Genomic DNA, 12,206 nt, shown 5'->3' on the forward strand with positions numbered 1-12,206 from the left:
CGCCCGGCGCCGGATGCCCGGTGTTATTGCCACCGCCGCTAGAACACACCCACGCTGTGCACCGGCAACGGCGCGATCCGGTCGCGACCGCCGAGTCCGGCGAGTTCGATGACCACGGCGGCGGTCAGCACCTGCGCCCCGGCCCGCTCGAGGAGGCGGTGAGCGGCCGCGATGGTCCCGCCGGTCGCCAGGACGTCGTCCACGATGGCAACGCGGGAGCCACCCAACTGGATCCCGTCGGCGGGCAGCTCCAGGCTCGCGGTGCCGTACTCGAGTTGGTAATGCTCGCTGTGGACCGGCGGTGGGAGCTTGCCGGCCTTGCGGATGGCCAGCACGCCGATGCCGAGCCGGGTGGCGACGGCGCCGCCGAGCAGGAATCCACGCGCGTCGATCGCGGCGATCACGTCGCTGCCGGACGCGACCTCGGCCAGCTCCTCGGTGACCGCGGCCAGCCCGCTCGGGTCGGCGAACACCGGGGTCAGATCCTTGAACTGGATGCCCGGCGAGGGAAAGTCGGCGACCTGCCGGGTCAGCGCGGCGACCAGGTCTGCCGCGCTCACCTGACCAGCACCCAGCGGTCCATGTTCCAGCCGGCACCCCAGCGACTGGGATTGGTTCCGACGGCGTACATCTTCTTCGACGCCAGCAGGGTCCGCTGCTGGCGATAGAGCGGCAGCGTCGGCAGCCCGGCCCACAGCACCGGGGCGCTCTCGGCGAGCAGGCGGACCAGATCGGCGGGGTCGGCCGACACCGCGAGCGAACCGATGATCCCGTCGACCTGGCCGTTGGTGTACCCGGAGACGTTGTTGCCGTTGCCGGTGTGCAGGGCGTAGGCATCCATCGCCGAGGAACCGCTCGATCCGCTGCCGGTGGCGCCGCCGGTGCTGGCCAGCAGGACGTCGATCTTGCCGTCTTTGAGCGCCTGGGGGCCGACCGAGTCCGATGTGACGTCGGAGACCGCGACACCGGCCGGGCCGCAGGCCTTGGCGATCGCACCGACGATGGCGGCCAGTCGCGCGTTGGGCCCGCGATAGCCGATCCGCACCGGCAGCGGCTTGTTCTTCAGCTCCGCACGGGCCGCAACCGGGTCCGCCTTGATGAATTGTGCTGCCTGAGGGACGTTTTCGGCTTGACCGATCGCGTCCTCAGCGGCGGTGTGCAGACGCGCGTTGGCGATCGGCGCCTGAGCGTCCCGGGCGATCACATCACGCGGGGTACACAGCGCGACGGCGCGACGGGCCGCGATGTCGGCCAGCGGGCCGCCGGGCGCGAAGATCAACTGTTCGATGCCGTCGGCCGCGGCGTCGGTGCGGCGGTAGTTGTCAGGGGTGGCCAGCGCGCCCGAGGAGCCGGCGGCCACATCGACGACGTCGGCGCTCTTGTCGTTGACGCGGTCCTGGATGTCCGCTTTCTGCGGCCACACCGTGACCCGCTTGGTCAAAGCCTTGGCGCCCCACCATTTGTCGTTGGCGACCAGAACGACGGCGCCGCCGTCGAGCACCGACTCGATCTTGTACGGCCCGGACGACGGGAAATGCTTGGCGACGGCGGAGTCGTTGCCCGGCTTGAGATTCCAGGTGGTGTTCCACAGCTGCGCGATGCGCGCGACGACCGGACCGTCGTTGCGGAGCAGCGCGGTGGTCACGTCGGCGCCGAGCTCCTCGGCGATGACATGTGACGGCAGGACGGTGGTCGCGGTGAACAGCTGGTTGTAGTCGACGATGTTGCGGTCGGGGGCGAACGACACCCGCGCCTTCTTCTGACCCGGTTGACAGTCGATCGACGTGACGTCGACGTAGCCCGCCTGGCTGGCGGCGTCGAAGCCGGGATACCGGCCGGACTGCGCGGCCCACGCCAACACCAGATCGTCGCAGGTGACCTGCTTTCCGTCGGAATAGACGGCGTTGTCGGCGATTTGATAGTCGAGCACCAGCGGCGACCCACCGACCAGCGAGATCGAGCCGAAGTCGTGGTCGGCGATGACCTGACCGTCAGGCCCGTGATAGCCGAATCCGGTCAACGTGCGGGCGAACGCCTGCGCTCCCGCCGATGCCGCGCCGCCCACGGTGTTGGTGTTGTAGGTGTCCAGCGCGCCGTCGACCACGTAGTCCACCTGCCCGGCGGCGCTGCCGGAGCATCCGCTCAGCACACCCGGTGCGGTCACCGCCAGCGCGACCACCAGACAACTGGCCGACAACCGCCGACGCCAGGCAGTCATCGGTCTAGCGTTTGTTCTGTTTGCCGGTCGGACGCGAGTGGCGGCCCGCCGCATGCCGCGCGGGCCGGGCACCCGGCGCCGGCTTGCTGGGCGCGGGCCCGCTGGTCTCGACGAGGGACGACGCTGCCGCAGGCTCGGCGGGCTCGTCATCGCTGGATTCGGCGCGCACCCGGGCTCGCTGCTGCACCTTCTCCGGGGTCTTCCCCGCGTCCGGACCGCGCCGCCGCAGCACCCGGCGGGTGTGGGTCTGCACCAGCTCGGTGCGTTCACGCAAGGTGACCAGCAGCGGCGTGGCGAAGAAGATCGACGAGTAGGTGCCGACCAGGATGCCGATCAACTGCACCAGGGCAAGGTCTTTCAGCGTTCCGACACCGAGCAGCCAGACCGCCACCACCATCAGGGCCAGCACCGGAAGGGTGGAGATCAGGCTGGTGTTGATCGACCGCATGAACGTCTGGTTGACGGCGAGGTTGGCCTCCTCGGCGAAGGTCCGCCGGGTGGTGTGCTGGAAGCCATGGGTGTTTTCTTCGACCTTGTCGAAGACGATCACCGTGTCGTAGAGCGAGAAACCCAGGATGGTCAGCAGGCCGATCACGGTGGCCGGGGTGACCTCGAAACCCACCAGTGAATAGATTCCGGCGGTGACGGCCAGGTCGAAGACCATCGTGGTCAGCGCCGAGATGGCCATGAACCGCTCGTACCGGACGGTGATGTAGAGGCTGACCAGCACCAGGAACACCACCAGGGCGATGACCGCCTTCTTGGTGATCTGCCCGCCCCAGGTCGAGGACACCGCCGAGTCGGAGATGGCCTTTTTGCTGGGTTGGCCGTCGGAGCCCTTGGGCTGGTACTTCTCGAAGAGCGCGTCACGCAGCTTGTCGGTCTTGTCGTTGGACAGCGTTTCCGACCGGATCTGAACCGTCGCCGACGAACCGCTCCCGACGACCACCACCGATTCCGGGTCATGTCCCAGCGCCTCCCGGAACACCTCCTCGACCTGGCTGACGGTGGCCGTTCCGCGTGGGAACGAGACAGTGGTACCGCCCTTGAAGTCGATGCCGAACGTGAACCCGCGCACCAGGATGCTGAGGATGGCGATCGCGACGATCGTCCCGCTGACCGCGTACCACAGCCGGCGCCGCCCGACGACCTCGAAAGCGCCGGTACCGGTGTAGAGGCGGGACAGGAAGTTGTGCTGCGGCAGGGTGGCGGTGTCGCTCCCACTCGCCCGGACGGTGCGCGCGCTGTCCTTGGTGATCTCCACGGCAGCGGTGCCGTCAGTGTCGTTCTTGTCGGTACTCGACGCCATCTCGCTACCCCCGTCCCGTCGCGTAGGACCCGGTGGCCGCCGCGCGCTCCCGCGCGATCTGTTGCACCGCGCCCAGACCGTTGAATGCCGGCTTGGCCAGAGTCTTGGAGTTCGCCGACAGGGACACCAGCGGATACGTCACCAGGAACACCACCAGGGTGTCGAGCGCCGTCGTGAGCCCCAGCGTGAAGGCGAACCCCTTGACCTGGCCGATCGCCAGGAAGTACAGCACGGCAGCGGCCAGGAAGGTGACGGCGTTACCGGACAGAATCGTCCGGCGCGCCCGCCCCCAGCCTCGCGGGATGGCCGACCGGAACGATTTGCCGTCCCGTATCTCGTCTTTGATCCGCTCGAAGAACACCACGAAGGAGTCCGCCGTCGTACCGATACCGATGATCAGACCCGCGATACCGGCCAGGTCCAGGGTGTAGTTGATATATCTGCCGAGCAACACCAGGATCGCGAAAACCATTGCGCCGGAAGCGGCCAGCGACAAGCCCGTCAGCACACCCAGAGCCCGGTAGTACAGCAACGAATACACCAGCACCAGCCCCAGCCCGATCGCGCCGGCGATCAACCCGGCCCGAAGCGACGTCAATCCCAGTGTCGCCGAGACGGTTTGCGCTTCCGACGCCTCGAAGGACAACGGCAGCGAACCGTACTTCAAGACGTTGGCCAGCTCTTTCGCCGAGCTGGCGGTGAAAGGCGGATCGCCGCCGTTGATCTGGGTTCGGCCGCCCGGAATGGCCTCCCGGATCTGCGGCGCGCTGACCACCTGGGAGTCCAGCGTGAACGCGGTCTGCGTCCCGACGTGAGCTGCGGTGAAGTCCGCCCAGGTGTTGGCCGCACCGCTCTTGAACTGGACGTCGACGATGTAACCGCCGCTGCGCTGGTCCATGCCCGAGCTGGCGTTCTCGATCTGGTCGCCGCTGATGATCGACGGCGCCAGCAGGTAGGCCTGCTTGTGCTCCTTGTCGCAGGTCACCAACGGCAGTGCGGGATCGTCGTTACCGGCCAGGATGTCTTCCTGGAAGCAGCGAGTCGCCTCGTACTGCAGCGCCAGGAACTGCACACCCTTGTTGGTGCTCTGCCGCCATTCCCGCTCTTTGGCAATCCGTTCGGCGAGGTCCTTGCGCGGATCCGGCGGACCCGGCTTGACCGGCGGAATCGCTGGTTGCTCGGGCTGCGCCGTAGGTGTCACCGGGGCCGGCGACTGCGGGGCGGTCGCGTTCGGCTGCACCGGGGCGGACGTCGTGGGCGACTTCGGCGTTGTCGGTTGCGCCGGGGTGGGCGTCGGCGGGTCCTGCGGATACGGTCGCGGCTGGGCCGGGACGGCGGGACTGCCGGGCAGCAGGGGCAGGTCGCCGGGTAATCCCGAGCCGAAGCCGGGATCCAGCTCAGGACCCGTTCCCGGTGCGGGCGCGCCGGGGGAAATCACGCCGGGCTGAGCGCCGGGTGCGGGGGCGCCGGGCGCCCCTCCGGGCACCTGTGCGCCCGGTCCTCCGGGCACCCCGCCAGGTGGCGGCAGACCCGGTGCGCCCGGCCCACCGCGCGGCCCTCGGGGAATACCGCCGCGGGGGGCGGGCAGCCGAGGGCCGCCCTGCGCTCCCGCACTGTCCACCGGCAGGGCGTTGACGACCGGACGGATGTACAGGCGAGCGGTCTGGCCGAGGTTGCGGGCCTCGTTGCCGTCTGTTCCGGGCACCGTGATCACCAGGTTGTCGCCGTCGACGATCACCTCGGAGCCCGACACCCCCAAGCCGTTGACCCGGGCGCCGATGATCTGTTGGGCCTGCGAAAGCGCCTCACGAGTCGGCCGCGTCCCGTCCGGCGTCCGTGCGGTCAGCGTGACGCGGGTGCCGCCCTGCAGGTCGATGCCGAGTTTCGGGTCGGCCAGCTTGTTACCGGTCAGGAACACCAGCAGGTAGACGCCGATCAGCAGAACCAGGAATACGGCCAGGTAGCGGCCTGGGTGCACCGGCGCCGATGGCGATGCCACGTGTTGGGTCTCCTCCGCTTATGCGCGATGCGCTGTGGTGCGGGTCGCTGCCCCGCCGTTCGCTCTCCGCGCCCCGATCAGTTCCACTGCACCGAAAAGGGTACGTGGCGGGCCGTCGACCTCAGTCGTTGGGCAGTCGGCCCGGATCGTCGGCCAGCTCGCCGAGTTCGCTGTCGTCATCGTCGGGAGCCTCCGGCTCGACCCGGCCCGCGACCGCCAGCTTGGACCAGGTCGTCGTCACGCCCGGGGCAATCTCGAGTTCCACAAGGTCATCGGTGAGCTCCGTGATGGTGCCGTGCAACCCCGACGTCGTCTGCACCCGGTCGCCGATGCTCAGCGACTCGTGCAGGTCGATCGTTGCCTGCATCGCGCGCTTCTGCCGGCGCGACGCGAAGAACATGAACGCCCCCAACACGATCAGCATCGGTAGGAAGACAACCGTTTGGTTCATGAAGGCAAGGATCTTTCGTCGAGGGCGAGTGACGGTCACCAGTGTGCCATCAGGCCGTCGACATGCTTGATCATTGAGCAATGCAACTGATCGAGGCATTGCGCACCACCGGTGCGGTCCGCGAATTCACCGACCGCGATGTCGACGACGCCGTGCTGGGTCGGGTGCTCGACAACGCCCGCTTCGCGCCCAGCGGGAGCAATGCGCAGGCCTGGCGGGTCGTGGTGGTCAAGGACGCCGCCAACCGTCGCCGGCTGCGGGATTGCTACCTGCAAGGCTCCCGGGAATACCTGGCTCTCGCGGCCGCCGGGCTGCGGCCCTGGTCTCCGACCAATGACCGCGACGCCGAGGCCCGCGCGTTGGCCGTCGAAAACACCGCTGCGCCACAGGGTTTCGCGGAAAAATTCGACGAGGCACCGGTTTTGCTGGCGCTGTTCGCCGACTTGTCGATGCTGGCGGCGATCGACCGCGACGCGAACCGCTACACCTTCGCCGCCGGGGCATCCATCTACCCGTTCGCCTGGAATGTGTTGTTGGCCGCCCGCGAGGAAGGGCTCGGCGGCGTGATCACCACGATCGCGATCCGCGCCGAGGATGAGGTGAAAGACATTCTGCGAGCGCCGGATCCACTGGCGTTGGCCGCGGTGATCGCGCTGGGCTACCCGGTGCGGCAACCTCGCCGACTTCGCCGCGAACCTGTGAGCTCCTTTGTTACCGTCGATTCGATCGACGGCCCAGTCTTCGAGGTTTAGACCGAGCCGCAACGTGGCAAGAGTGAAATGGCTGTTTTCAGTTCATTCACCGTGGCTATCGAGGAGGTCCGAAGTGAAAAACCTTATTGGCCGATTGGCCAGCTCAGTCGCTCTCGTAGGAGCAGCCGTGGCGTTCGCAGCACCGGCCGTGGCTGACCCGCCGAACTGCGAGGCCGGCCAGTATTGGGACGGCTACCGAAACACGTGCCAGCCGGTTGGTGTGGGTCCGGCGAAGAACTGTCCCGCAGGACAGTGGTGGGACCCCAACGGCGACGTCTGCCGCGAGCTCGGTCACACCGCGGCCGGCTGATTCCACTGCGGTAGCCCGGCGTCAGGCGCGGCCGCGGATTCACCCGCTCGACATCTCGTCGAGCCTCGCGGCCTGCGTCGTCGCCGAGCTAGTCTTTGGGCGTGTCCGCCGTCGAACAGAGCCGCCATCTCGTCACCGAAATCCCCGGTCCGGCATCGCTGGAACTGACCAAGCGCCGCGCCGCGGCCGTGTCAGCCGGCGTCGGACGGACCATGCCGGTGTTCGCCGCGCGTGCCGCAGGCGGCATCGTCGAGGACGTCGACGGCAACCGCCTGATCGACCTGGGTTCGGGCATCGCGGTCACCACCGTGGGCAGCTCGGCGCCGCGGGTGGTCGACGCGGTGCGGGCACAGGTCGCCGACTTCACCCACACCTGCTTCATGGTCACGCCCTACGAGCAGTACGTCGCAGTCGCCGAACAACTCAACCAACGGACACCCGGCTCGGGCGCCAAGCGCTCGGTGTTGTTCAACTCCGGCGCCGAGGCAGTGGAGAACGCGGTCAAGGTCGCGCGGGCCTACACCCGGAAAGATGCGGTGGTGGCGTTCGACCACGCCTACCACGGCCGGACCAACATGACGATGGCGCTGACCGCCAAATCCATGCCGTACAAAAGCGGATTCGGGCCGTTCGCGCCGGAAATCTACCGGGCGCCGCTCTCCTACCCCTACCGCGACGGGCTCATCGACAAGGAGTTGGCGACCGACGGTGAGCTCGCAGCCCGCCGGGCCATCGACGTCATCACCAAACAGGTCGGCGCCGACAACCTCGCCGCGGTCATCATCGAACCCATCCAGGGCGAGGGCGGTTTCATCGTCCCAGCCGAAGGATTCCTGCCCGCGCTGTTGACATGGTGCCGGCAGAACAACGTCGTCTTCATCGCCGACGAGGTGCAGACCGGAGTCGCACGGACCGGGGCGATGTTCGCCTGCGAGCACGAGGGAATCGAGCCCGACCTGATCTGCATCGCCAAGGGCATCGCCGACGGACTGCCGCTGGCCTCGGTGACCGGTCGCGCCGAAATCATGGACGCCCCGCACACCAGTGGACTCGGCGGCACCTTCGGCGGCAATCCGCTGGCCTGCGCGGCGGCGCTGGCGACTCTTGCCACCATCGACGCCGACGGCCTGATCGAGCGAGCCCGTCAGATCGAACGACTGATGAAGGACCGGCTGCAGGCACTGCAGGCCACCGATGAACGCATCGGCGATGTGCGGGGCCGCGGGGCGATGATCGCTGTCGAGTTCGTCAAGCCCGACACCGCCGAACCGGACGCGAAGCTGACCAACGCGCTGGCCGCCGCCGCACACTCGGCCGGAGTCATCGTCTTGACCGCGGGCACGTACGGCAACGTGGTGCGCTTCCTGCCGCCGCTGACGATCAGCGACGACCTGCTGAACGAGGGACTCGACGTGATCACCGGCTTGCTGGCCGACCTCTAAACGGCGTTACCGGCCATCTGCCGGCGGCGCCACACTCGGCCTCGTGGGTGCAATAGCTCACAGATGATCACCGGCTCAGCGGCTCGTGGAATATCGTTACCTTTGCTAACGTAGTACTGATTACGTGCAGCGTCGCACCGATAGATTTCCCAATTCGCACAGTTGTGAGGTTCTGATATGTCGATGGAGACCCAAGAAGACCAGGAGCGTCGCGCAGCAGAGTTGGCCGCCAATGATCCGGAGTTCGCGGCCGCGCGGCCCGACGCCGAGGTCGCTGCCGCGATCGAGGCGGCGGGAACCCACTACGCCGACGTCACCAAGGCAGTGCTGCAGGGCTATGCCGACCGCCCCGCGCTGGCTCAGCGCGCATTCGAGTTGGTCAAGAACCCCGAGACCGGGCGTACGTCCGCGAAGCTGCTCCCCTGGTTCGACAAAATCACCTACGGCGAGCTGGCCGATCGCGTCGGCGAGCTGTCCCGCGCGCTGACCGATGGCGTGATCGAGCATGGCGACCGTGTCTGCGTGCTCGGGTTCACCAGCGTCGACTACACAACCGTCGACGTCGCACTCGGCGTCGTCGGCGCCGTCTCGGTGCCACTGCAGACCAGCGCGGCGATCGCCCAACTGCTGCCGATCGTGAGCGAGACCGAGCCCACCGTCTTCGCGTCGAGCGTCGACTATCTCGCTGATGCCGTCGACGTGATACTCGCCGGCGCTGAGGCCGGTCACACTCCCGGGCGGCTCGTGGTCTTCGACTACCGCGGCGAGCTCGACGACAACCGCGAAGCCTTGCAGGCCGCTCACGAGCGGCTGTCCGACCTCGATATGACCATCGAGACACTCGACGAGCTGCGCGACCGCGGTGCCAACGTGCCTGCGGCGCAGCCTGTTCAGAACGACGACGACCCGCTGGCCCTGCTGATCTACACCTCCGGCAGCACCGGCGCCCCCAAGGGTGCGATGTACCCGCAGAGCAATGTCGCCAAGATGTGGAACCGCTCGACCAAGAACTGGTTCGGACCGAGCGCCGCGTCGATCAACCTCAACTTCATGCCGATGAGCCACGTCATGGGTCGTGGCACCCTCTACGGCACCCTCGGCAACGGTGGCACCGCCTACTTCGCCGCCAGGAGCGACCTGTCGACACTGCTCGAAGACCTGCGCCTGGTCCGGCCGACCGAACTCAACTTCGTCCCGCGCATCTGGGAGATGTTGTACAGCGAGTTCCAGAGCGAAGTGGGCCGGCGGACCGCCGAAGGCGTCGAGCGTCGGTCGGCCGAGGCCCAGGTGCTGACCGACCTGCGGCAGGAGCTCCTCGGCGGCCGGTTCATCTTCGCGATGACCGGGTCGGCACCGATCTCCCCCGAACTGCGCAACTGGGTCGAGGCGTTGCTGGAGATCCATCTGGTGGACGGCTACGGCTCGACCGAGGCCGGAATGGTGTTGCTGGACGGCGAGATTCAGCGTCCGCCCGTCCTCGATTACAAGCTGGTCGACGTTCCTGACCTCGGCTACTACGCCACCGATCGGCCGCACCCGCGGGGCGAGCTGCTGCTCAAGACCCCGAACATGTTCCCCGGGTACTACAAGCGGGCCGAGACCACGGCCGGCGTGTTCGACGAGGACGGCTACTACCGCACCGGCGACGTCTTCGCCGAGACCTCCCCGGACCACCTGGTCTACGTCGACCGTCGCAACAATGTGCTCAAGTTGGCGCAGGGCGAGTTCGTCACCCTGGCCAAGCTGGAAGCCGAATTCGGCAACAGCCCGCTGATCCGCCAGATCTACATCTACGGCAACAGCGCTCAGCCCTATCTGCTGGCGGTCGTGGTGCCGACCGAGGACGCGGCGGCCACTCACAGCGCCGGTGCGCTCAAATCGCGAATCGCCGAGTCGTTGCAGCAGGTCGCGAAAGTCGCCGGTCTGCAGTCCTACGAGGTTCCGCGCGACTTCATCGTCGAGACCACGCCGTTCAGCCTGGAAAACGGGTTACTGACCGGAATCCGCAAGCTGGCCTGGCCGAAGCTGAAGGCGCACTACGGCGAGCAGCTGGAACAGCTCTACGCCGACCTGGCTCAGGGCCAGGCCAACGAGCTCTCCGAGCTGCGGAGCACCGGCGCGGATGCTCCGGTCCTGCAGACGGTCAGCCGGGCCGCGGCGGCCATGCTCGGTGCGGCAAAGTCCGACCTGACCCCGGACGCGCACTTCACCGATCTGGGTGGAGACTCGTTGTCCGCGTTGACGTTCGGCAATCTGCTGCACGAGATCTTCGATGTCGACGTGCCGGTCGGCGTGATTGTCAGCCCGGCCAACGACCTCCAGGCGATCGCCGACTACATCGACGGCGAACGGCAGGGCAGCAAGCGACCGAGCTTCGCGTCGGTGCACGGCCGCGACGCCACCGAGGTGCACGCCGCGGACCTGACACTGGACAAGTTCATCGACGAGGACACCCTGACCGCCGCGCGCAGCCTGCCGGCGGCCGGCACCGAGGTGCGCACCGTATTGCTCACCGGCGCAACCGGATTCCTGGGCCGCTATCTGGCACTGGAATGGCTCCAGCGGATGAGCTTGGTCGACGGCAAGGTCATCGCGCTGGTGCGCGCCAAGTCGGACGAGGATGCGCGTGCCCGCCTGGACAAGACGTTCGACAGCGGCGACCCAGAGCTGTTGGCGCACTACCGCAAGCTGGCAGCTGATCACCTCGAGGTCATCGCCGGCGACAAGGGTGAGGCGAACCTGGGTCTGGACACCGAGACCTGGCAGCGGCTGGCCGACACGGTCGACCTGATCGTCGACCCCGCGGCTCTGGTCAACCACGTGTTGCCCTACAGCGAACTGTTCGGCCCCAACGCTTTAGGGACCGCGGAGCTGTTGCGGATCGCCTTGACCACCAAACTGAAGGCGTTCACCTACGTCTCGACGATCGGCGTCGGCGACCAGATCCCGCCCGGAAAGTTCGTCGAGGATGCCGACGTTCGGGAGATCAGTGCCACCCGCCAGATCCACGACGGCTACGCCAACGGGTACGGGAACAGCAAGTGGGCGGGCGAGGTGCTGCTTCGCGAGGCCAACGACCTCTGCGGGTTGCCGGTCGCGGTGTTCCGCTGCGACATGATCCTGGCCGACACCACCTACGCGGGACAGCTGAACCTGCCAGACATGTTCACCCGGCAGATACTCAGCCTGGTGGCCACCGGTATCGCGCCCGGTTCGTTCTACGAGCTGGATGCGGCGGGCAACCGGCAGCGGTCCCACTATGACGGTCTGCCAGTGGAATTCATCGCCGAAGCGATCTCGAGCCTGGGGGCTCAAGTGGTCGACGGGTTCCAGACCTACCACGTGATGAACCCGTACGACGATGGCATCGGCTTCGACGAGTACGTCGACTGGCTGATCGACGCCGGCTACCCGATCCAGCGGGTCGGCGACTACGCCACCTGGTTGCAACGGTTCGAGATGACACTGCGTGGCCTGCCCGAACGTCAGCGCCAGTACTCGCTGCTGCCGCTGCTGCACAACTACCAGAAGCCGCAGGCTCCGATCAACGGGTCGATGGCCCCCACCGATCGGTTCCGCGCTGCTGTGCAGGAAGCGAAAATCGGTCCGGACAAGGACATTCCACATGTCTCGCGGCCGGTGATCGTCAAGTACGTCACCGACCTACAGCTGCTCGGACTGCTCTAGGTCGACACGAATAGAAGCCTGGGTCGTGACCGATGTCG

The 12,206-nt window shown here is 67.3% G+C and carries 9 protein-coding genes; 4 read left to right on the forward strand and 5 right to left on the reverse strand.

What is annotated here, in order from left to right:
• Positions 1 to 38: 38 nt before the first annotated feature.
• From ACZYW1_RS01765 to yajC, 5 genes are all read right to left on the reverse strand, one after another.
• Complete coding sequence (locus ACZYW1_RS01765; RefSeq protein WP_463782754.1) at positions 39 to 560, reverse strand: adenine phosphoribosyltransferase; 522 nt, start codon at positions 558 to 560, stop codon at positions 39 to 41.
• Entirely contained in the window at positions 557 to 2,218 is a 1,662-nt protein-coding gene (locus ACZYW1_RS01770) for an ABC transporter substrate-binding protein (protein WP_463782755.1), read from the reverse strand. Before ACZYW1_RS01770 ends, ACZYW1_RS01765 begins: the two co-directional genes overlap by 4 nt.
• Before the next feature lie 4 nt (positions 2,219 to 2,222).
• On the reverse strand, positions 2,223 to 3,527 hold the full coding sequence (gene secF / locus ACZYW1_RS01775; protein WP_463782757.1) for a protein translocase subunit SecF: 1,305 nt from the start codon (positions 3,525 to 3,527) through the stop codon (positions 2,223 to 2,225).
• 4 nt (positions 3,528 to 3,531) lie between these two features.
• The gene (gene secD / locus ACZYW1_RS01780; RefSeq protein ID WP_463782758.1) at positions 3,532 to 5,526 is read right to left on the reverse strand and encodes a protein translocase subunit SecD; all 1,995 of its coding nucleotides are present in this window, start codon (positions 5,524 to 5,526) and stop codon (positions 3,532 to 3,534) included.
• Positions 5,527 to 5,647: 121 nt separating this feature from the next.
• Positions 5,648 to 5,977: a preprotein translocase subunit YajC gene (yajC, locus tag ACZYW1_RS01785; RefSeq protein ID WP_463782760.1), complete on the reverse strand. Its 330-nt coding sequence runs from the start codon at positions 5,975 to 5,977 to the stop codon at positions 5,648 to 5,650.
• Positions 5,978 to 6,057: 80 nt separating this feature from the next.
• Here yajC and ACZYW1_RS01790 point away from each other — a divergent pair, with 80 nt between their 5' ends.
• The 4 genes from ACZYW1_RS01790 to car all read left to right on the forward strand — a co-directional run bounded on the left by ACZYW1_RS01790 (position 6,058) and on the right by car (position 12,168).
• Positions 6,058 to 6,729 (forward strand): nitroreductase family protein, encoded by a 672-nt coding sequence (locus tag ACZYW1_RS01790; protein ID WP_463782762.1) that lies wholly within the window; start codon positions 6,058 to 6,060, stop codon positions 6,727 to 6,729.
• A gap of 127 nt (positions 6,730 to 6,856) precedes the next feature.
• Complete coding sequence (locus ACZYW1_RS01795) at positions 6,857 to 7,039, forward strand: hypothetical protein (RefSeq protein WP_463782763.1); 183 nt, start codon at positions 6,857 to 6,859, stop codon at positions 7,037 to 7,039.
• A gap of 101 nt (positions 7,040 to 7,140) precedes the next feature.
• On the forward strand, positions 7,141 to 8,481 hold the full coding sequence (gene gabT, locus ACZYW1_RS01800) for a 4-aminobutyrate--2-oxoglutarate transaminase (protein ID WP_463782765.1): 1,341 nt from the start codon (positions 7,141 to 7,143) through the stop codon (positions 8,479 to 8,481).
• A 177-nt stretch (positions 8,482 to 8,658) separates the two neighbouring features.
• Positions 8,659 to 12,168 carry a carboxylic acid reductase gene (gene car / locus ACZYW1_RS01805; protein WP_463782766.1) on the forward strand — a complete coding sequence of 1,170 codons (3,510 nt, stop codon included), beginning with the start codon at positions 8,659 to 8,661 and terminating at the stop codon, positions 12,166 to 12,168.
• Positions 12,169 to 12,206: the final 38 nt, after the last annotated feature.

Source organism: Mycobacterium sp. IDUB_36 (assembly GCF_055419225.1).

Excerpts from the sequence above, each read along its gene's own strand:
- ACZYW1_RS01770 (WP_463782755.1), bottom strand. The coding sequence starts at position 2,218 with ATGACTGCCTGGCGTCGGCGGTTGTCGGCCAGTTGTCTGGTGGTCGCG.
- secF (WP_463782757.1), bottom strand. The coding sequence starts at position 3,527 with ATGGCGTCGAGTACCGACAAGAACGACACTGACGGCACCGCTGCCGTG.
- yajC (WP_463782760.1), bottom strand. The coding sequence starts at position 5,977 with ATGAACCAAACGGTTGTCTTCCTACCGATGCTGATCGTGTTGGGGGCG.
- ACZYW1_RS01790 (WP_463782762.1), top strand. The coding sequence starts at position 6,058 with ATGCAACTGATCGAGGCATTGCGCACCACCGGTGCGGTCCGCGAATTC.
- car (WP_463782766.1), top strand. The coding sequence starts at position 8,659 with ATGTCGATGGAGACCCAAGAAGACCAGGAGCGTCGCGCAGCAGAGTTG.